Annotated in this window: 16 protein-coding genes; 3 read left to right on the top strand and 13 right to left on the bottom strand. The window is 70.7% G+C overall.

All coding sequences use genetic code 11. The features are described from left to right. The first annotated feature begins 301 nt into the window (after positions 1–301). Positions 302–1,297 (top strand): AI-2E family transporter, encoded by a 996-nt coding sequence (locus ACIBI9_RS56770; protein ID WP_397235753.1) that lies wholly within the window; start codon positions 302–304, stop codon positions 1,295–1,297. Here the strand turns inward: ACIBI9_RS56770 and ACIBI9_RS56765 are convergent. From ACIBI9_RS56765 to ACIBI9_RS56730, 8 genes are read right to left on the bottom strand one after another with little or no spacing between them, the layout of a single operon-like run. After that, the gene (locus ACIBI9_RS56765) at positions 1,283–2,086 is read right to left on the bottom strand and encodes a DUF6597 domain-containing transcriptional factor (protein ID WP_397235752.1); all 804 of its coding nucleotides are present in this window, start codon (positions 2,084–2,086) and stop codon (positions 1,283–1,285) included. The genes ACIBI9_RS56770 and ACIBI9_RS56765 overlap by 15 nt on opposite strands. A gap of 19 nt (positions 2,087–2,105) precedes the next feature. Then, the gene (locus ACIBI9_RS56760; protein WP_397235751.1) at positions 2,106–2,969 is read right to left on the bottom strand and encodes a hypothetical protein; all 864 of its coding nucleotides are present in this window, start codon (positions 2,967–2,969) and stop codon (positions 2,106–2,108) included. Positions 2,970–3,023: 54 nt separating this feature from the next. Then, a complete protein-coding gene (locus tag ACIBI9_RS56755) occupies positions 3,024–4,220 on the bottom strand; it encodes an ABC transporter permease (protein ID WP_397235749.1) in 1,197 nt (398 codons plus the stop codon). Beyond that, positions 4,217–4,879, bottom strand: a complete 663-nt coding sequence (locus ACIBI9_RS56750) for an ABC transporter ATP-binding protein (RefSeq protein WP_397235756.1) — start codon at positions 4,877–4,879, stop codon at positions 4,217–4,219. The genes ACIBI9_RS56755 and ACIBI9_RS56750 overlap by 4 nt, the downstream gene beginning before the upstream one ends. Next, on the bottom strand, positions 4,879–5,970 hold the full coding sequence (locus tag ACIBI9_RS56745) for a peptidoglycan-binding protein (RefSeq protein ID WP_397235748.1): 1,092 nt from the start codon (positions 5,968–5,970) through the stop codon (positions 4,879–4,881). Before ACIBI9_RS56745 ends, ACIBI9_RS56750 begins: the two co-directional genes overlap by 1 nt. Further along, on the bottom strand, positions 5,967–6,491 hold the full coding sequence (locus ACIBI9_RS56740; protein WP_397235747.1) for a hypothetical protein: 525 nt from the start codon (positions 6,489–6,491) through the stop codon (positions 5,967–5,969). The genes ACIBI9_RS56745 and ACIBI9_RS56740 overlap by 4 nt, the downstream gene beginning before the upstream one ends. A gap of 24 nt (positions 6,492–6,515) precedes the next feature. Beyond that, positions 6,516–7,940, bottom strand: a complete 1,425-nt coding sequence (locus tag ACIBI9_RS56735) for a sensor histidine kinase (protein WP_397235746.1) — start codon at positions 7,938–7,940, stop codon at positions 6,516–6,518. Next, positions 7,937–8,614: a response regulator transcription factor gene (locus tag ACIBI9_RS56730; protein ID WP_397235745.1), complete on the bottom strand. Its 678-nt coding sequence runs from the start codon at positions 8,612–8,614 to the stop codon at positions 7,937–7,939. The genes ACIBI9_RS56735 and ACIBI9_RS56730 overlap by 4 nt, the downstream gene beginning before the upstream one ends. A gap of 263 nt (positions 8,615–8,877) precedes the next feature. On the opposite strand from ACIBI9_RS56730, the gene ACIBI9_RS56725 reads away from it, so the two are divergent. Beyond that, complete coding sequence (locus ACIBI9_RS56725; RefSeq protein WP_397235744.1) at positions 8,878–9,843, top strand: ribosomal RNA small subunit methyltransferase A; 966 nt, start codon at positions 8,878–8,880, stop codon at positions 9,841–9,843. Here the strand turns inward: ACIBI9_RS56725 and ACIBI9_RS56720 are convergent. Next, complete coding sequence (locus tag ACIBI9_RS56720; RefSeq protein WP_397235743.1) at positions 9,832–11,226, bottom strand: hypothetical protein; 1,395 nt, start codon at positions 11,224–11,226, stop codon at positions 9,832–9,834. The two genes, ACIBI9_RS56725 and ACIBI9_RS56720, sit on opposite strands and share 12 nt — an antisense overlap. Positions 11,227–11,343: 117 nt before the next feature. On the opposite strand from ACIBI9_RS56720, the gene ACIBI9_RS56715 reads away from it, so the two are divergent. Further along, complete coding sequence (locus ACIBI9_RS56715; RefSeq protein ID WP_397235742.1) at positions 11,344–12,915, top strand: molybdopterin-dependent oxidoreductase; 1,572 nt, start codon at positions 11,344–11,346, stop codon at positions 12,913–12,915. Here ACIBI9_RS56715 and ACIBI9_RS56710 read toward each other — a convergent pair. From ACIBI9_RS56710 to ACIBI9_RS56695, 4 genes are all read right to left on the bottom strand, one after another. Continuing rightward, positions 12,908–14,707, bottom strand: a complete 1,800-nt coding sequence (locus tag ACIBI9_RS56710; protein ID WP_397235741.1) for a chitinase — start codon at positions 14,705–14,707, stop codon at positions 12,908–12,910. The two genes, ACIBI9_RS56715 and ACIBI9_RS56710, sit on opposite strands and share 8 nt — an antisense overlap. 54 nt (positions 14,708–14,761) lie before the next feature. Continuing rightward, a complete protein-coding gene (locus ACIBI9_RS56705; RefSeq protein ID WP_397235740.1) occupies positions 14,762–16,174 on the bottom strand; it encodes a carbohydrate-binding protein in 1,413 nt (470 codons plus the stop codon). Beyond that, on the bottom strand, positions 16,171–17,736 hold the full coding sequence (locus ACIBI9_RS56700) for a chitinase (protein ID WP_397235739.1): 1,566 nt from the start codon (positions 17,734–17,736) through the stop codon (positions 16,171–16,173). Before ACIBI9_RS56700 ends, ACIBI9_RS56705 begins: the two co-directional genes overlap by 4 nt. Positions 17,737–17,993: 257 nt before the next feature. After that, positions 17,994–19,823, bottom strand: a complete 1,830-nt coding sequence (locus ACIBI9_RS56695) for a M14 family zinc carboxypeptidase (protein WP_397235738.1) — start codon at positions 19,821–19,823, stop codon at positions 17,994–17,996. Positions 19,824–19,911: the final 88 nt, after the last annotated feature.

The raw sequence follows: 19,911 nt of genomic DNA, 5'->3' as shown, positions 1-19,911 counted from the left end.
CCGTTCAAGTCCCTGTCAAATTGACCCGACTTGCTCGACTTGCGGAAATTAAGACCTGCCCCGTTTCCGGGACAACCCCTCTAACTTACCAGCCCGCGGAACCAGACGCGCACATCTCGCACCGGAGTGGAAGGGAGGTTGCCCCGAGTGAGATCGACGATCAAGCGCCGCCCTCGCGGGACTGGTGAACTCTATGTACGCCTCCGGGAACCGTCAAATCGACGGTACGCGCGCCTGCCAGGGGTACGTACCGGACGTGCGAGAGCAACCGGCGCCAAGAGCGCTCATCATCCTGGTGGGCATGGCGGCCGCCGTCATCGTCCTCTACGGAATCCGCGAGGTGTCGTCGATAGCCGGCCCCATCGTGCTGGCGCTTGTGCTCGTCATCGCCGTCTCCCCCGTCCGCCGCAGGCTCGCCGCCTGGCACGCGCCCACCTGGCTCCAGGTCGCCGTTCCTTTCCTCATCGTCGTGCTGGTGCTTCTCGGCATGGTCGGCATCCTGGTCATCTCGGCCACCCAGCTCGCCTCGCTGCTGCCCGCGTACACCACCGAGTTCCAGCAACTGCTCACCGACGCCCAGCGCTGGGCCACCACGCACGGCGTCAGCAACGACGTGCTCAACAAAGGACTGGCGGCGTTCGACCCCGGCAAGATCGTGGAATTCGCGCAGGCTCTGCTCGGCAGTGTGATCGCCATTCTGTCGTCGATGTTCCTCATCGTCGTGTTGTTGCTGGCGATGTGTCTGGACGCGCCGGTGACCGCGAAAATAATCAGCTCCGGCGCGGGCAACGGGACGCGGCTCGTCCCCGCGCTGGCGACGTTCGCGCACAAAACGCGGCGTTACCTGATTGTCTCGACGATCTTCGGGATCATTTACGCGGTGCTCGACGTGATCGCCCTGTCGCTGCTGGACGTGCCGCTCCCGCTGCTCTGGGGTGTGCTGGCGCTCATCGCCAACTACATCCCCAACATCGGTTTCATCATCGGCCTGCTGCCGCCCGCCATGCTCGCGCTGCTGGACGGCGGCGTGCAGAAAATGCTGCTCGTCGTCGCCGCGTACACCGTGACCAATGTCGTCACGCAGTCGTTCGTTCTCCCCAAATTCCTGGGGGACGCCGTGGGGCTGTCGACGACCATGACGTTTCTTTCGCTGATCGTGTGGACATTCGTGCTGGGCCCGCTGGGCGCCATTCTCGCCATTCCGCTCAGCCTGCTGGCGCGGGCGCTGTTCATCGACAGCGACCCCACCGCCGGATGGGCGCAGGCGCTGGTGTCGGGCAAGCTACCCCGAAGATGAGACCAGGTGCCGCATGGACACCCCGCTCAGCCGCTTGACGTCGTGTGACAGGTGCGCCTGGTCCGCGTAGCCCGCCGTGACCGCCACCTCCGCCAGCGGGACACCCGCGCGGGCCAGGGTCAGCGCGCGCTGGAAGCGGACGATGCGCTGGAGGATCTTGGGCGCGTAGCCGAACGTGCCCAGGCTGCGGCGGTGCAGCTGGCGCTCGCTGAACCCCAGGTCCCACGCCACCTCGCCGACCGTGCGGCCCTTCCTGAGCGCGCCGGCGATGGCGGCGCCCGCGGGATCGGCGGGGACCCCGTGGGCCAGGCGATCCCTGACCGCCGCGAGCATCGCGTCGAGCCGCCCGGAAGGCACGGCGTCCGCGACTCCCAGGGACGGGAGGCCGGACAGCCGGACGCGATGATCGCGCAGGGAAGGAAGGTCGGACAGCCGATCGCGATGACCGCGCGGGGACGGGGGATCGGAGAGCCGATCGCGGTGATCGTCCAGGGCCGGGAGGTCGGACAGCCGGACGCGCTGGTCGCGCAGCTCCTGGAGCGGGACGCCGAAGAAGCCGCCCACCGCCCCCGGCCTGAAGCGGATGCCGACGAAGGTGTCACCGGAGGTCATGGGGGCCGGCATGGGCCCAGTGTCCGGACCGGCCACGAACAGCCCCTCCGGCCCCCAGATCAGGTCGACGCAGGCGTCGGGCACCACGAGCTGCGTGGCGTCGGCCTCGCTGACCTGGTGCCACACGCAGGCGAGACGGCCCGCGAGGTCGGCGGTCGGAGGCCGTTCCACGTACATGCCTCCAACGTACTCGGCCTCACTGACAGAACCCCGGCAGCCTCCCGTACGCCCGCAGCGTCTTGAGCCGCTCCACGGTGAGGTGGCCGCCCCACTCGTGCTCCACCAGCGGCGTCCACATCAGCCAGTTGCCGCTCCAGCCCCCGTCGTCGGACTGCGCGCCGATCAGGGCGTCGAGGTGGGCGTCCAGGACGTCCTGGGTGAACATCGGGAGCCGCAGCGGCGATGACGCGAAGTCCAGGGGGAAGTGCGCGTCCCCCGGCGCGTCGGGATCGAACGAGACGGTCGCGAGCAGGGCGTCACGCAACCGCGCGAACTCCGCCTCCGCACGGGCGCGGTCCGGCACCAGGTCCAGGAACGTCACGACGGCGCGCGCCTCGTACGGGCTGGTCTCGGTGAGGGCGGCGATCCGCGACCAGCAGAAGTCGGTGGCGGCGGCGAGCCAGGGATGCGTGCTGCCGTGCTTGTGCAGCAGCCCCGCGATCGACGCGGTGGGGATGAGGTTCCCCGGCGGGTCGTCGGGGGTCTCCCACCACGGGGCGCGGGGCGTGTCGCGGACGGACGGCAGCACGAACGGCACGCCGCCGTCCGGCGTGCCGACCTCGGCCAGGTAGTCGCACGCGGCGGCCACCATCGGCGAGTCGAACGCGTCCAGCTCGTCCAGGATCCAGAACGCCACCTCGACCGGCTCCGGCTGGCTGCCCGCGCCGCGCAGGTCGGGCTCGAGCGCGTTGCCGAAGCCGCCGTCGGCGTTCTGGTAGCAGCGCAGCACGTCGAGCACCCGTTCACGGGGCCCGTCCCTGAACAGCGCCGCGAACCGAAACCTCTCGATCAGGCGGCCGTGGAGCTGCAGATATCTCTCCGCGCGGTCGATCACGTCCATGACGGCGAAGCTACTCCTTCCCCTGGGCCGTTCTCTTGTCTAAATCGGACAACCTCATGGGGTGGCCAGGGCCTCCGTCGGCGACATCCGCGCGGCCCGTACGGCCGGGTAGAAGCCCGCGAGGCCGCCGATGACCAGCGTGGCGAGGACCCCGCCGAGCATGGCCCAGACCGGCACGATCGCGGGCCAGCTCTGCAGGCTCGCGTACGCCGCCGTGACGCCGATGCCGAGCAGCACGCCGCCCACGCCGCCGATGGCCGACAGCAGCAGCGACTCGGCGAGGAACTGCACCCGGACCTGGCCGCGCGTGGCCCCGAGGGAGCGGCGCAGGCCGATCTCGGCGCGCCGCTCCAGCACCGAGATGACCATCGTGTTGGCCACGCCCACGCCGCCGACCAGCAGGGCGACGCCGCCGAGGCCGAGCAGGAGCGCGTTCAGCGTGGCGTCGGTGGCCTGTTTGGCGGCCAGCACGTCGGACGGCCTCGACACCTCGACCTCGTTGGGCGTCTCCGGGTTCGCGGTGGCGGCCAGCACGTCGCGGACGGCGGCGACGTACTGCTCCTGCGCCCTGGTGTAGATCGTGGTCGCGTACCCGTCGAAGCCGAGCCGCGCCTCCGCGACCGGCCAGCCGACCAGCGCGGCCGTGTCGAGCTCGGGGGCCAGGGGCGCGGGCGCGAGCACGCCCACGACGGTGAACCACTGTCCGCCCAGCCACACCCGCTGGTCGGGACCGGCCTGGACGACGCCGAGCCGGTCGGCCGCCTTGGCGCCGAGCACGGCGGCCGGGTAGCGGTGGGTGGCCTCGTTCAGCCAGGTGCCACTGACGACGGTGGCGCCGACGTCCTCGACGAGGTCGAGCCGGGCGGCGGTGACGGAGACGCTGCCGGTCTGGGCCTCGGGGATGTGGTCGTTGCGGTAGACCTTGGCCGGTGTCGTGCCGGTGGCGGTGACCGCGGTGACGGGGCCGATCTGGCCGATCCTGCCCTCCGACTCGGCGGGCAGGTGGGACGCCTCGCCGAACAGGGTCTGGCCGGGTGAGACAGTGAGCAGGTTCGTGCCGAGCGCTTCGAGCTGCCGGTTGAGGTCCTCCTGGCTGGAGGCGGAGATGCCGACGACGCCGAGCATGGCGGCGATGCCGATGGCGATGCCGAGCGCCGACAGGAACACCCGCAGCGGCCTGGCCCGCAGGCCCGCCCCGCCGACCCTGATCACGTCGCGCGGCCGCATCCGGGCCGCTACCAAAAAGGTCATATCCGAACCCCGTCCATGACCAGGCCGTCCAGCATCTCGGCCTGCCGGGGCAGCGAGGACGCGATGTCGCGGTCGTGGGTGATGACGACCACGGTGGTGCCGCCCGCGTTCAGCTCGCGCAGCAGCTCCATCACGCCCGCTCCCGAGCGGGAGTCGAGGTTGCCGGTGGGCTCGTCGGCCAGCAGCAGCCGCGGCTCGCCGACCACGGCGCGGGCGATGGCCACGCGCTGGCGCTCGCCGCCGGACAGCTCGTGCGGGCGGTGGCCGAGCCGGTGCCCGAGGCCGACGCGTTCGAGCGCGTCGTACGCGCGCCGCCGCCGCTCCCGCAGGGACGGGCCCGCGTACAGGAGGCCGTCGGCCACGTTGTCCAGCGCGCTGACCCCTGCGGCCAGGTGGAACTGCTGGAAGACGAAGCCGATGACGTTCGCGCGCAGCGCGGAGAGCTGCTTGTCGGTGAGCGAGCCCACGTCGTGCCCCGCGATGCGGACCAGGCCGCCGGACGGGCGGTCGAGGGTGCCGATCATGTTGAGCATGGTCGACTTGCCCGAGCCGGAGGGGCCGACGATGCCGACGAGCTCGCCGTGCTCGATGCCCAAGGAGACTCCGCGCAGCGCGGCCACGTCGCCGTAGTCCTTGCTCACGTCGTGCAGTTCGACGATCACTTGGGCACCGCCACGGTCGTGCCCTCCTGGACACCGGTGACCTCGACCCGGCCGTCGGCGAACATGCCGGTCTCGACGGCGGCGTAGCGGGTGGCCGGGCCCTCGACGACCTGTACGCCGTAGCCGCCCTCGGCCAGGGCGAACAGCGCGCCGACGGGCACGGCCAGGACGTCCTTCCGCTGGTCGGAGACGATCGTGACGTCCACGGGGGCGGCGTCGTACGACTTCTTCAGCCCGCTCACCGACACCTCGACCTCCACGGTGGTGGTCGTGTCGTTGCCGGCGCCGGTCTCGGTGGCGATCTTGCCGACCCTGGTGATCCTGCCGTTCACCTCGGTGCCGTCGGGCAGCTCCACGGTGGCCTTCATGCCCTTCCTGACCAGGTGCTCGTCGGCCACGTCGAGGTTGACGAGCACCTGGCGGGTGGTGCCGGTGGCGGTCAGCACGGGACCACTGGCGCTGTCGCCGAGCGCCTTCTTCAGGTCGGCGACCCGGATGGGGCCGTCGGCGATCACGACGTCGCCCGGCTGGACCTTGCCGGTGACGTCGAGCCCGAGGTCGTCCTGCCAGTCCTCGACCGCCTCCCTGGTGGCCCAGGTGAACTCGCCGTCCACGTCGAAACTGGTGTAGCCGAGCTTCTTCAGGTTGCGTTCGAGCAGTTCGACGTCCTTGCCCTCGACGCCGTCCTCCAGGGTGCGGTAGAGGGGCATGGTCCCGTACAGGAGGGGGCGGCGGTCGGCGTCCACGCTGTAGACGCCGTGGCCCCGGGTGATCGTGGTGCCCTCGCCGGGGAGCCAGGTGATCGTGCCCTGGGACTTGCCGGTGACGGTCAGGGTGTCGCCGTAGCCGAGGGTGCCGTCCACGGTCTTGGTCTCTGTGAGGGTCGTGCGGGTCACCTTGGCGGTGGCCGGTGGCGTACGGGTGGCGGCGGCCGTACCGGTGCCGTCTCCGCCGAAGCCCACGGCGGCGGCCGCGACGGCGGCGGCGAGCAGCGCGGCGCCGCCCGTCCAGGCCAGCGCCCGCAGGGGGCGGCGACGGCGTGGCGGTAAGGCCCGTGTGGCCGGTGAGGGCTCCTTGACCTGCGTCACTTCCGCTCCCCCATCTTCGGGAACTTCTTGCCGCAGACCTCGAAGGCCTTCTTGAACGTGGGGTCGTTCCGGTCGAGCTTCAGCGCGGTGTCGCTGCCGAAGGTGCCGTCGGGGTTGGGGTCCGGCCAGTCCACGCCGTTCTCGCGCATGCATTCGGCCAGTTCGCGGAGCTTGTCGACCTGCTCCGGGTCGAGGTTCTTGCGGTCCTTGAACGGGGCGTAGGCCTGGCAGGCCTCGATGGCGTCCGTGACCTTCTTCTTGTCGGCGTTCTCGCCGATGGCCCGGAGGCCGCCGCCCCCGTCCGGGTCGGGGTCCTCCATGGGGATCCCGTGGTCGCGCATGCACTGCGCGAACTTCCTGCCCTGCTCCTGCGGGTCCGTCGTGCCGGTCGGGCTCGCGCTGGCGGAGGGCTTCGCGGAGGAGCCCGCGGCCACGGAGGCGACTCCGGTGCCGCCCTGCTGGCCGCCGCAGCCGACGGCGAACGCGGCCAGCAGCGCGGTCGCGATGAGTGTCCTGGTCATGTCTCCGAATGTGCCGAGCGCCGTTCAAAGCGGGCTGGGAGCCGCCTCGGAGCCAGGTAGGAGAACGTGGAACGTCGCGCCCTCGCCGGGCGCGGTGTCCACCTCGACGCGGCCGCCGTGGGCGCGGACGATGGCGGAGACGATGGCCAGGCCGAGCCCGGCTCCTCCGTCGGCTCTGGATCTGCCCTGGCCGACGCGGTAGAGGCGGTCGAACAGGTGCGGCACGTGCTCGGGCGGCACGCCGGGCCCGGTGTCCGACACCTCCAGCACGGCCAGCTCATCCGATCTGCCCACCTTTACGGTGACGGACGCGTCGGGGGGCGTGTGGGCGAGGGCGTTGCCGACGAGGTTGGCGGCCACCTGGCGCAGGCGGGCGTCGTCGCCCATGATCGTCACGGGTGCGAGCGGGCCGTCCAGCCCGGCGAGCCTGACCTGCCGGTCCGGCACGCGTACGCGGGCGTCGCGGATCGTGTCGGCGGCCACCTCCAGCAGGTCCACGGGCCGCCGCTCGATCGGCCGCTCCTCGTCGAGCTGGGCCAGCGTGAGCAGGTCGTTGACCAGCACGCCCATCCTGGCGGCCTCGTCCTCGATCCTGTGCATCGCCTCGTCGGCGTCGCCGCCCCTGCGGTGCAGCTCGGCGAAGCCGCGCACGGAGGTGAGCGGAGTGCGCAGCTCGTGGGAGGCATCGGCGAGGAAGCGGCGCATGCGGGCCTCGGAGTCGGTCCTGGCGGCGATCTCGGACTGGAGGCGGTCGAGCATGACATTCATGGCGCGGGCCAGGCGGCCCGGCTCGGTGTGCGGGTCGTGGGCGGGCACCCGGCGGTCGAAGTCCCCGCGGGCGATGTGGCCGGCCGTGGCCTCCATCCTGGTCAGCGGCCGCAGGCCGAGGCGTACCAGGGCGTCGGCGGCCAGGCCGAGCAGGAGCAGCACGAACACACCCACCGCGACGAAGATGGCGACGGCGGAGGTCTGGGTCTGCTCGACCTCGGCGAGCGACTGGGCGAACACCAGGGTGTTGCCGTCGGCCGCCTTCGTGGCGCGGACGCGCCATGAGGGCCCCGAGGTGCCCGGCGCGGTGTAGGTCTCGCCGATCCTGCCCCGGTCGATGACGGGGCCGGGCTGGCCGGAGGCGCCGCCGAACCTGTACTGCAGCGTGCCGTCGGAGCCGTACACCATGATCTGCTGGATGGCGGCGACCCGCTTCGTGAGCACGTCGGAGACGATGTCGTTCATCGGGGACGCCGCGAGCGTCCGGATCGGCGAGAACAACTGGCCGTCCTTGACCGCGGCCACCCTGTCGAGCTGTTCGAGCTGCTTGTCCACCCGGCCCATCAAGTTGCCGCGCAGCAGCGCGACACCCGCCACGGTGGAGAGCACCAGCCCCAGCGTGGCGACCCCGAGCACGGCGATGACCAGGCGGGTACGCAGGGTCCAGGCGGCGGGCCTCACCGCGGGGTCCTCAGCGTGTAGCCGACGCCGCGCACGGTGTGGATGAGCTGCGGCTCCCATTTGTCGATCTTCTTGCGCAGGTAGTAGACGTACGACTCGACGATGCTGGAGTCGCCGTCGAAGTCGTAGTGCCAGACGCTGTCGAGGATCTGCGCCTTGCTCACCACCCTGCCGGCGTTGGTGAGGAGGTATTCGAGGAGGTTGAACTCGGTGGGCGACAGGTCCACCGGCACGCCGGCCCGGGAGACCTGGTGGGCCGCGGTGTTCAGCTCCAGGTCCGCGTAGCGCAGCACGTCGTCGCGGGGAGCCGAGCGGCTGCGGCGCAGGATGGCGCGGATGCGCAGCACCACCTCCTCCAGGCTGAACGGCTTGGCCACGTAGTCGTCGGCGCCCAGCGTGAGGCCCTGGACGCGGTCCTCGACCCGGTCGCGGGCGGTCAGGAACAGCACGGGGACGCGCTCGCCCAGCCGCCTGGCGACCTCGAACCCGTCGAAGTCCTCCAGCATCACGTCGAGCACCACGATGTCGGGGTCGAACTCCCTGGCGGCCGTCACCGCCTCCGCACCCGTCTCCGCGGTCCTGACCTCGAACGACACCAGCCGCAACGTCTGGGAGAGCAGGGCGCGGATGTTCGGCTCGTCGTCCACGACGAGCACCCTGGCCGGTCGGTCCATGGGTAAAGGTCTACCCGAGCCAGTTCAAAGCGGGCTCAAAGCGCCCGCGCCGCCGCCGATTTAATTCCGTTGCCCGGATGACGGGACGCTGCCTACTGTGACCGGCATGACATCCATGTTCTGCTGCCCCGTTTTCATTCGCATCCGCCGCGGCCGGGCTCTGGCCCGCTAGCGGACGCGAGCATCTGAGGCTGTAGCGTCCGCACGCGTGCCCAGGGCCCTTCGAGACCTGTCAATCTCGAGGACCCGGAAGGGCAAGTGCTGTGGCGCAGAATTTCGCGCACGGAAACTATTCGCATACTCAGCGTAAAGCCAGGAATGGCGGCGGCGGTCGCACGCCCAGAGACCGGGCGAGGCGTACGCTCTCGCAGAATTTCCTGGCCGACAGGCATGCCGTCGATCTGATGGTGAAGGCCGCCGCTCCCGAAGGGCTCGTCCTGGAGCCCGGCGCCGGGGAGGGTGTGCTCACCCTGGCCCTCGCCGAGGCGGGCGCGCAGGTCGTCGCCTACGAGATCGACCCGATGCTCGCCGGGCGGCTGGCCGCCCGTACGCGCAGCGATCCCAGGATCGACGTGGTCAGGGGCGACTTCACGGCCGCGCGGGCGCCGCGCGAGCCGTTCGCGGTCGTGGGCAACATCCCGTACTCGATCACGTCGAAGATCGTGGACTGGTGCCTGCGGGCGCCGGCCCTGACCTCGGCGACGCTGCTCACCCAGCGGGAGTACGCCCGCAAGCGGTCGGGCGACTACGGCCGCTGGAGCCTGGTCACGGTGGAGTCGTGGCCGTGGTTCCACTGGCGGCTCGGCGACACGATCGGCAGGGAGAGCTTCCGCCCCGTCCCGTCCGTCGACTCGGCGATCCTGCGCGTCCAGCGCAGGCCCGAGCCCCTCCTGCCGAGTGAGGGGCTCGCCCCGCTCTGGACTGAGGAACGCAGGGAGCGGAGCGACCGGAGTGACGAGGGAAGAGCGGGGCTCGGAGAGCCCCGAACCGCGGAGCGAAGCGGAGCCATAAGCGCGGAGCGAAGCGGAGCCATAAGCGCGCGCCGCTCCTACCAGGAGCTGGTCGAGCTGGGTTTCGGCGGCGTCGGCGGCTCGGTGCGCGCCTCGCTGAAGACCCGTTACGAAGGGGTGGACGCCGCGCTGCGGGCGGCGGGCGTGGGCCGCGACACCGTCGTGGCCCACGTCCACCCCGACCAGTGGATCGTCCTGTGGGAGGCCCTATGCGGGTGAGCTGACCTTGGCCTGCTGCGACGGGCCGACGACGGGAGCCGGCCCTGGGGACGTGATCGCGATGCGGCGGCCCCAGGGCATGGCCAGCGCCAGGATGGGCAGCAGCACGATCGACGCCCGCGACCAGTCCTGGTGCAGGTACCACCAGCTGTTGACGTCGAACTGCGTCATGTAGAGGTAGCCGTATCCGGACCAGATCGACACGCCCACGATGGCCGGCCAGGCGAACCTGGTGGGCCTGGCGACCAGGAACGGCATGAACCACATCAGGTACTGGGCGCCGAGCCGGGGCGTCACGACCATGAAGACGAGCAGGATGGCCGTCGTCATGTCGACCGGGTCGGCGCGCCGCCAGTAGAGCACGGCCGCGACGACGCACAGGTAGATCAGGTTCGTGCCGAACGAGGCCAGGTCGGGCCGCAGCGCCCAGTCGCCGCCGGTGTACCAGGGGGTCCAGCCCCACTCGCCGACGATGGGCCGGATGTCGCGGATGGTGTTGATGACGGCGGGGATCTGGTTGAGGGACGTGCCCGCGAAGACCGGCAGCGTGACCAGGAAGAACAGCGGCACGATCCCGGTGGTGAACAGCGCCGCGACCCGGGAGCGCAGGTTGGGCAGGAGCAGCAGCATGCCGGGGATCAGCCAGATCGGCCAGCTCTTGGCGCACAGCGCCAGGCCCATCAGCAGCCCGGCCAGCGCGCCCCGCTTGAGGTCGACCCTGTCGTCGGGGCCAGGCAGCAGGGCGCGGTGCAGCATGCCGCCGCGGCCGAGCACGCGCGGGATCGAGGAGCGCACGCCGTACGCGGCCACGCCGGCGCGCACCCGGGCGACCACGTCCGTCGCGATGCCGGGACGCTCCATCGCGCCGGGGCCGCGGGCGACCACGAACGCCGCCACGCCGAACACGAGCGCGACCGGCTCGACCTGGCCATGGATGGCGGCGATCATCAGGGCGAGGGGGTTGAGCGCGTACTGGAGCGCCCGCAGCGACGCCTTGGGGCCGCCGGCCAGCTTGGCCACCAGCGGGATGAGCGCGATGTCGGCGACCACGGTGACCAGGCGTCCGGCGTACTCCCACGGGATGCCGAGCCACAGCAGGATCCCGTACACGTACGGGATGGTCGGCAGGAAGTGCCAGCCGCCCTCGCTGGCCAGCACCGGGTCCTGGCCGCGCAGCACGGCCTCGCCCGCGGGCTTGAAGCTCTCCATGAAGTCCACGGGTTGCCACGAATCGATGGCCGACGTGTACATGATCAGCAGGCGCACGGCCACGCCGACGACGATGGCGACGACGAGCGGTGGACGCCAATCCCGCCATTGGGCGACTAGAGCGAGCACGATACCGGCGACGAGGACTATCCCCGTGAGAACTGCGTAATCCATGGCGGCCTCTAGCCTGCCGCAACACCGGCAGTGCTGCCACCAGGGCTTCCAATTCTTATCCCCGACATGCCGATACGTATGGCGATAGAGCATCACTGTCTGTGTTGAACTTTTTCCATGGGGGGATCGCAGGTCAACCAGGCACTGGTCAGGCTCTATTTCGAGGTGCGGGACGGGGTCACTGACCCGGTTGCCGCCTGGGCGAAACTCACAGCGAATTCACAGCAATATCGGCCGTTCAGAGGAGAGCGGCGGGTGCCGCTCGACGACGCCACGGCGGCCGAGCTGACGGCGGCGGCGATGGTGCACACCGCCGCGTGCCACGGGGCCGACCGGGTGGCGGCGCTGTCCACCTCGCCGCTGGCGGGGCTCATCGGCGACCTCGGCGGGGTGGTGCTGACCGAGCATCCGTGCGCGCCGGAGCAGGTGCTGGGGCCGCGGTTCGCGGGCCCGGCGGCCGACGACTGGGCGCGGGCGGCGTACGTGCTGCTGTGGGGGGAGAACAACCGGCTGGTACGCACGCCGGACACTCCCTGGGTGATCGCCGGGCGGTACAAGGGGCAGAAGGTGGTGGCGATCGGCACGCATCCGACGCGGTTGTCCGACGAGACGCTGGTCGTGCGCCCCGGCACGGACGGGGCGCTCGCGATGGCCATGGGTCATGTGCTGCTCAAGGAGTTCTTCCTGGACCGGACGCCGTTCGCCGAGCACGCCATGGAGCGCACGGACCTGCCGTCGCTGGTGCGGCTGCGGGCGCGCGAGAACGCCTACGTGCCGGGCGGGCTGCTGGGGCGCGGGTGTGACCGGCTGAGCGTGTACGGCGGCGAGGCGGTGGAGGTGCTGCTGCCGCGCTTCGACGACGGGCCGGGCGTGTTGCGCCGGGGCGTGCCGGTGCTGCGGGACGGCGACGAGCTGGTGACGACGGTGTTCGACCTGCTGCTGGCCGTTTACGGGGTGAGCCGGCCCGGGTTGCCCGGCGTGTGGCCGTCCGGGTACGCGGACCCGGGTGAGCCGTACACGCCTGCCTGGCAGGAGGCGTGCACGGGGGTGGCCGCGTCGCGGACGTTGAAGATCGCGCGGGAGCTGGGCGTGACGGCGGAGAAGACCGGCGGGCGCTGCCTGCTCGTGCCGGGGCGGCTCGAGACGCCGCACGCCGACACCGCCTACCGGGCGATGCTGGCGCTGCTGGTGCTGACCGGATGCGGCAGCGGGTGGGCGCAGGCGAGCGGGGCCGGGATCCCGCTGGTGCCATACCTGTGCCTGCACGCCTGCGGCGAGGACCGCGCGGACGTGGGCGCGCTGAGCTGGGCGCTGTCCGAGGGCCTGTTCGCGCGCCGGACCGCGCGCTCGGTGCTGCTGGAGGCGGTGCGCGACGGCTGGCCGATGGCGCCGGCGCCGCGCGTGCTGGCCCTGCCGCGGCCGATCTACCCGCTGCCGCCCGACGTGGACCTGATCATCGGGCCGGACGACCACTGCGACCTGTCGCCGCCCGACACCGGGCTGGTCGCGGTGGCGGTCGCGCACCTGGCCGGGCGGGCCGCCCCGGTGCAGGAGGGCGGCCCGCCCGGCGGCGGGCGGATGCGGCTGCTGGTGGACCACGCCTGGATGCACGAGTACGGCGAGGCGCTGCCCACCTACCGGCCGCCCGGCCTCGGCATCCCGCTCAAGCCCACGCAGCTCGTCAGGTGAGACCGTTCAGGTACGCCCGGTGGCTCCGGGAGAACTCGAAGCCGTTGTACCTGTCCCAGTTGATCGACCAGGTCATGAGGCCGCGCAGGTTCGGGTAGACGCCGCGCGGCCGGTAGGTGCCGCAATTGCTGCCCTTGGCGAGGCAGTCGAACGCCTTCTGCACCTCCGCCACCGTGGTGAACCCGTTGCCCGCGTTCGGTGAGGCGGGCAGCCCGATGGCCACCTGGTCCTGCCGCAGCGGCGGGAACACGTTGCCCGCGTTGCCCATGATCGGGAAGCCGGCCAGCAGCATGTCCGTCATGGCCACGTGGAAGTCGTGCCCGCCCATCGTGTGGTACTGGCCGTCGAGGCCCATGATCGGACCCGAGTTGTAGTCCTGCACGTGGAGCAGGGTCAGATCGTTGCGCAGGGCGTGGATGACGGGCAGGTACGAGGCGCTCCTGCTGTCGGCCGTGCCGTTCGGCCCCGGACCGTAGAACTGGTGACCGAGCTGGACGAAGAACGTCTCCGGCGCCATGGTCAGCACGAATCCGGCCCCGTACCGGCTCTTGAGCGACTTCAGCGCCGAGATCAGGTTGACGACGACCGGGGTGGTCGGGTTCGCGAGGTTCGTGTCGCCGGGGTTGAGGTAGAGCGAGTGGCCCTCGAAGTCGATGTCCAGGCCGTCCAGGCCGTACCTGTCGATGATCGCGGACACCGACTCCACGAACTTGTCGCGGGCCGCCGCGGTCGTGAGCTGGACCTGGCCGTTCTGGCCGCCGATCGAGATCAGCACCTTCTTGCCCTGCGCCTGCTTGGCCCTGATGGCGGCGACGAAGTCGGCCTCGGACTCGACGCCGGGGCACTCGGCCGCCGGGCACTGGCGGAATCTGATGTCGCCCGAGGTGACCGAGGTGGGCTCGCCGAAGGCGAGGTTGATGATGTCCCACTCGTTCGGCACCTCACTCATCCGGATATATCCGGATCCGTTGGCGAATGAGGCGTGCAGGTAGCCCACCATCACCCGCTTCGGCAGCCCGCCGCCGCCCCCGCCGCCGCTCGTCGTGGTGCCGCTCGCCTCGGGGGTGTAGGCCGAGCAGTTGCCCGCGGCGTCGCAGGCGCGGACCTTGAAGCGGTACGTGGTGGCCGCGGCGAGCCCGGCGGCCTGGTGGCTCGTCCCGGTGACGGCGACCGGCGTGCCCCCGTCGCGGGAGACCTCGTAGCGGGCCACGCCGACGTCGTCCGTGGCCGCCGCCCAGCTCACGGTGAGACTGGAGCTCGTGGCGCCGCCGACGGACACGTTGCCGGGGACCGTCGGCGCCTGGGCGTCAGGGGTGCCGCCGGGGCCGTCGAGCACCACGTCGTCGGCCAGATAGGCGCCCTGGCCGTACCAGCCGTTGACGTACACCGTCACGGACGTGGTCGAGGCGCCGGTGGTGAAGGAGGTCTTGAGCTGGCTCCACGCCGCGCCCGGCGCGCCCCACGTCTGCGGGTCGGTGCCGCCGGTGCCGGTGGCGCCGAGGAAGACGTAGTTGCCCTGGACCCAGGCCGAGAGCTGGTAGGCGGTGTTCGGCTTGACGGAAACGGTCTGCCGGCAGCGGGCGTAGTCGCTGCCCTGCGGGGTGGCCTGGAGCGCGCGGGAGCCGCCGTGCACGGGTGACGACACGGCCTGCGCGCCGGACGTGGTGCCGCACGTCCAGCCGCTCAGGCCGGACTCGAAGCCGGGGTTGGCCAGGATGTTCGCGGCGTAGGCGGGGGTGGCGTGCAGCGCGACGAGTGCCAGGGCGAGCGCGACCGGTCCTCGGAGATTCATGCGGTACCTCCACGCGCGGCCCGCCCCGGCGCGGGGGGCGGGCCGCTCAGCGGGTCAGAATCCGGCGGTGATGCGGGTGAACTCCCAGTTGGACTGGGAGATGCCGCTGCAGTTGGAGACCACTCCGCCGCCCGGGCAGGGGCGGTCACGGTTGACGGCCCAGTAGGCGAGCCTGGTCAGGCCGTGCGAGTTGGCCCAGTCGCGGATCTGCGTCCACGTGGACGGGGAGGTCAGCTCCTGCTGGTCGGACAGGCCGTTCATGCCCGAGATGCCCATGTGCGCGTATGCCTGGGCGTCGCTCCAGCCGAATGCGCTCTTCAACGCGTTCTTCAGGCCCTCGGAGGCGTTGACGGTGTCCTGGTAGATGTTCGTGCCGCCGAAGTCGAACGGCATGATCGTGTAGTTGTCGATCGGCACGCCGAGCGCCTTGGACTGGTTGATGAGCCGGATGCCGGGCGCGGTGGGGCCGGTCTTGGAGGTGCCGAAGGTGACCACGACCTTGACGTTCGGGTTGTTCTGCTTGACGATCTTGAGGCCGTTCAGGATGCGGTCCTGGACGGTGTAGTTCTCGAACTCGTCGGTGTTCTCGATGTCGAAGTCCACGACGGCGGGGCCGACGGCGTTGATGACCTGCTGCACCGCGTTCGCGAACGCCTGCGGCGTCGAGCAGTTGGGGCCGAGCTTGTTGCCCTGCCAGCCGCCGAAGGAGATCTGGACGCTGCCGCCCTTCGACTTGATCGTGTTGATGGCCTGCTGGTCGGCGCCGCCGGTCAGCGGCCGGTTGCCGTCCCACGCCGGGCTGCAGCCGCCGCCCGACAGGATGAACGCCATCGTGAACGACTTGACGCCGGTCGCGTCCATCACGGTGCCGGGGTTCGGCGGGTCGCCCCAGCCCATGTAGAGGTAGGGGGCGCCGGGCATCTTGGTCCCGCCGCCGCCGGTGCAGCCGCTGGTGGTGGCGGTCGCGTCACGGCCGGCCGACTCGCCCGCCGAGTTGTACGCCTTCACCGTGTAGGTGTGCGTCGTGCACGTGCCGAGTCCGGAGACGGTCGCGCTGGTGCCGGTGACCTGGGCGCGCTGCGTCGAGCCCTCGTACACGCGGTAGCCGGTCACGGTGCCGGACGAGGCGCCCCAGCTCAGCGAGATGCTGGAGTTCGTCACGGACGTGCTGATCGAGCCGGGCTGCCCGGGTGCGCCGGGGTTGCCGCCGCCCGAGCCGACCTTCCAGAGGGCCGGCACGTTGGGCGGCTCCCAGCCCGGCTGCGAGGTGTGGGCCTGGATGCACACGTAGTCGACGCCGTTGTAGGTGACGACCGCGCCGATGGCGTACGAGGTCCACGGGGCCCAGGCGGCGGCCATCTGCTGCACGGCCCCGTACGCGGCGGGCGCGGCGGTCGTGAATCCGGCGCCGGTCAGCGCGAGGGCGATCCCGGCGAGTAATGCGATGAGTTTGCTGCGAAATTTCATGGCATTCCCTGGAGGTGGGGCTTGACGGTCTTGGAGAAGGACCAGTTGTTGCTCGCGTCCCAGTTGATGGACCAGGTCATCGCGCCCCTGATGTCCGGGTAGGCGCGCGGTGGCACGAAGGTCCCGCAGCTGGTGCGCTTGGCCAGGCAGTCGAGCGCCTGGTTGACGAGGGAGGGCGAGACGACGCCGCCGCCCGCCGCGCCCGGCCCGGCCGGCAGGCCCAGCGCCACCTGGTCAGGACGCAGGCCGTTCTCGAGCTGGATGCAGGCGAGGGCGGTCATGAAGTTCACCGAGCCCTGCCCGTACGCCTGCGCCTGGTCGCAGCCGAGCATGGACCCGGAGTTGTAGTACTGCGTGTGGACGACCGTGAGGATGTCCTTGATGCTCAGGGCGAGCTTGAAGTACTCCGCCCCGGTCGACTGCATGTCGATGGTCTGCGGGGCCATCGTGATGATCAGCCCGGAGCCGGCCTTCGCGCGCAGCGCCCGCAGCGCCTGGGCCATGTAGGTGGCGTTGAGGCCGTTCTCCAGGTCGATGTCCACGCCGTCGAAGCCGTATGACTGCATCAGCGCGTACACCGAGTCGGCGAACTTCGTCGCGGCGGCGGCGCTCGCGACCTGCACGCGCCCGGCCTCGCCGCCCACGGACAGGATGACCTTCTTGCCCCGCTGGTGCAGGGCCTGCACGTCGGCTCTGAACTGGGCGTCGGTGTACCCGCCGACCGCCGAGGCCAGCCCGGGGTCGATCGCGAAGACGACCTCACCCGCGGTGGCGGTGGCCTCGCCGAACGCGATGGCGATCAGGTCGTACTCGTCGGGCACGGCCGACAGCCTGAGCTCGGCCGCGGCGTTGGCGAAGTTGTGCCAATAGCCGGTGAGGAAGTGCTTGGGCAGCGTCCCGCCGCCCCCGGTGCAGCCGGTGGTGGTGGCGGTGACCGGGTCGCCGGCGTCCGACTCCCCGACGGAGTTGTACGCCTTGACGGTGTAGGTGTGGGTCTCGCAGGAGCCGAGCCCGCCGATCGTGGCCGAGGTGCCCGTGACCGTGGCCTTGACAACGGTGCCCTCGTAGACGCGGTAGCCGGTCACCGTGCCCGAGGACGACCCCCAGGAGAGGGAGATGGCGCTGCCGGTCGCGGTGGCCGAGGCGGCGCCCGGTTTGCCCGGGGCCCCGGCCGTCGAGCCGCCGCACGAGGCCCCGTTCAGCGTGCAGCCGGTGATGCCGGGGAAGTTGCCGGGGCTGCCGTTGAAGCCGAAGCTCGCGCTGGCCCCGGGCGCGAGGGTGGAGGCCCAGCTCGGGTTGGTGAACGTGTAGTGCTGCCCGCTGCGGGACATGACCGCGTCCCACGCGGAGGGGATCGAGTAGCCGGCCGGGACGTCGAACTGGACGTTCCAGCCGTTCATGGCCGTGGTGGTGCCGTTGGTGACGGTGACCTTGCCCTCGAATCCGGAGCCCCAATCGGAGACCTTGACGAACGTCGCGGTGGCTGAGGCGGCCTGGGCCGGAAGGGCGTACAGGGTGAGTGCGAGGGTGGAGAGCGCCAGGAGGATCGCGCGAGGTCTCACGAGTTCTTCCTTCAGGGATGGCGTGCCGTACGGCTTGCACCGGGGGGTGAGAGCGCAAGCCGTACGGCACGGGCCCGTGGAGGTGAGCACGGGCCCTCGGGGGGTGTATGCGCAGACCGGTGATGTCGAGGGCTTACTTTTAGGAAAGTTTCCTAAGAGTTGTCGCGATCGTAGCCTTGACAGCCCGTCCTTACAAGACCCAAACATGACTCCGCCGCACAGGACCGGGATCCTGTGCGGCGGAGTGGCGGAGCGGTCTACGACTGCTGGGTGATCCTGACGTCGTCCACGCCCGCCTCCACCAGGGAGGCGCCCGAGGCGTCGGCGGCGTCGATGAGGATGCGGACCGTCTGGCCCGCGAACGCGTTCAGGCCGGCCGTCGCGGTGGCCCAGGCGCCGTTGCGGTTGGACGCGGCGCCCGCCTGGTTCAGGACCGTCGTGCTGGTGCTGCCGACCACGCGGACCCGGAAGTAGTCGGCGCTGGAGGCGTTCGAGCCGTGCGCCAGGTACCACGAGAACGACAGGTTCAGCGAGCCCGTGGACGGAAGCGTGATGGGCGGCGACTGAATCGAGGTGACGCCGCCGTCGATGTCGAAGTCACCGGCGGACGAGCCTGCCAGGCGGCCCGTGACCAGGTCGTTCGTGCCGCTGACCGTGGTGCCGAGCTGCTTGGCGCCGCTGGAGGTGGTGGCCTCGGGGTCGCCGCGCTCCCACTGTCCGGTGGTGGCGGTGTCGGTGCTCGACGGGTTGACCGTCCAGCCCGTGGCGGTCTCGAAGGTGTCGGAGTAGACGGTCAGCGGCGGGTTGCCGGTGCCGCAGTACTGGGTCTCCTTGCCGATGATCCGGTAGACGCAGTCGGAGTATTCGAGGAAGCGGAGCACGGCCTCCCTGTTGCGGGTGGTCTGGGGCACGATCTGCTCGTCAGGCGGGTAGAAGCCGGGACTCGCGCCCGTCGGGTACATCTCGAACGTGAAGCTGAAGATCTTGTAGACGCCCCACATCCAGTCGTCGATGGTCCCGTCGGTGATGTAGAGGTCGCTGGCCTGCTCGGGCGTGTAGCTGTTGGTCGAGGCCATGTTCTGGCCGAGCGTCGCGTGCGCGTCCCGGTCGTCCTGGGTCAGGCCGGGGGCGGTGTCGTTGAAGGTGTACCCGTAGGGCCAGAGGATCAGCTCGCTGTAGGTGTGCCAGTCGATGTGCGCCTTGAGTTGCTGCACGCCGCCGACGACCCGGCTGCGCACCCAGTTGGCCGCCGCTCTGACCTCGGGGGCCGATTCGGCGCTCGCGCCCCGGTACGTCTCGCTGGATGTCGAGCCCGACGAGCCGCCGCAGCAGCCCCAGTTGTAGGCCCAGTTGCGGTTCATGTCGGTGCCGACGGCCGACGAGCCGGAGTTCGGCTGCCGGTTCTTGCGCCAGGAGCGGTAGGAGCCGGTGGCGATGTCGTACTCGCCGCCGTCCGGGTTGAGGTCCGGCATGATCCAGATCTCTCTGGTGTTGACCAGGTTGGTGATCCGGGAGTCCGTGCCGTAGTTGTCCGCCAACAGGTGCATGATGTACAGCGCCATCTCGACCGTCAGGTGCTCGCGGGCGTGCTGGTGGGCGGTGAAGAGCACCTCGGGCTCGTTCTCGTCCGTGCCCACGTTGTCGCTGATCTTGATCAGGCGCAGCGCCCGGCCCTCGTACGAGGTGCCGTACGTGGACTGGCTGACGATGTTCGGATGCGCCGCGACCAGGGCGTTGATGTCCGCGGTCATCTCCGCGAAGTTGTGGTAGCCGGAGTCCGCCGGCGGGAAGTCAAGTGCCTCGACGCCGGACGGGGATGTCGGGCGCGGCACCTCCGCCACCCGGTAGCCGAGTCGCCTGATGGCGGAGATCTCGGCTTCCGTCGCCGTGACCAGGACCGAGTCCTTGGCCACTTCCTCGATGGCCGCTCCGGTGGCCGCGACGGCGCTGCGCTGCCGCGCGTCCGCCGGGCCCTGCACGCGGTACTGCTTGTTGGCCGGGGGCTCCGCGGCGGCGCCCGCTCCTGTCATGCCGGTCAGGCTGATCAGGCTGAGGGCTGCCAGCAGGATGACTAATCGGTGTCGCACCTCGTCCTCCTCGGGCGCTCGGGATCGGATGGTGTCCGGCGCCTGACCCGAGATTGAAGACGTTGCCTCACGGAGGAAAGGCCCAAAG

This window comes from Nonomuraea sp. NPDC050451, assembly GCF_044458585.1.
Note: the sequence above shows the minus strand (reverse complement) of the source record. Positions and strands in the feature narration are given on the sequence as shown.

What these genes read in the sequence shown, in the direction of transcription:
- ACIBI9_RS56770 (WP_397235753.1), top strand. Translation starts at nt 302, where the DNA reads ATGGCGGCCGCCGTCATCGTCCTCTACGGAATCCGCGAGGTGTCGTCG.
- ACIBI9_RS56765 (WP_397235752.1), bottom strand. Translation starts at nt 2,086, where the DNA reads ATGTACGTGGAACGGCCTCCGACCGCCGACCTCGCGGGCCGTCTCGCC.
- ACIBI9_RS56760 (WP_397235751.1), bottom strand. Translation starts at nt 2,969, where the DNA reads ATGGACGTGATCGACCGCGCGGAGAGATATCTGCAGCTCCACGGCCGC.
- ACIBI9_RS56755 (WP_397235749.1), bottom strand. Translation starts at nt 4,220, where the DNA reads ATGACCTTTTTGGTAGCGGCCCGGATGCGGCCGCGCGACGTGATCAGG.
- ACIBI9_RS56740 (WP_397235747.1), bottom strand. Translation starts at nt 6,491, where the DNA reads ATGACCAGGACACTCATCGCGACCGCGCTGCTGGCCGCGTTCGCCGTC.
- ACIBI9_RS56730 (WP_397235745.1), bottom strand. Translation starts at nt 8,614, where the DNA reads ATGGACCGACCGGCCAGGGTGCTCGTCGTGGACGACGAGCCGAACATC.
- ACIBI9_RS56720 (WP_397235743.1), bottom strand. Translation starts at nt 11,226, where the DNA reads ATGGATTACGCAGTTCTCACGGGGATAGTCCTCGTCGCCGGTATCGTG.
- ACIBI9_RS56715 (WP_397235742.1), top strand. Translation starts at nt 11,344, where the DNA reads ATGGGGGGATCGCAGGTCAACCAGGCACTGGTCAGGCTCTATTTCGAG.
- ACIBI9_RS56710 (WP_397235741.1), bottom strand. Translation starts at nt 14,707, where the DNA reads ATGAATCTCCGAGGACCGGTCGCGCTCGCCCTGGCACTCGTCGCGCTG.
- ACIBI9_RS56705 (WP_397235740.1), bottom strand. Translation starts at nt 16,174, where the DNA reads ATGAAATTTCGCAGCAAACTCATCGCATTACTCGCCGGGATCGCCCTC.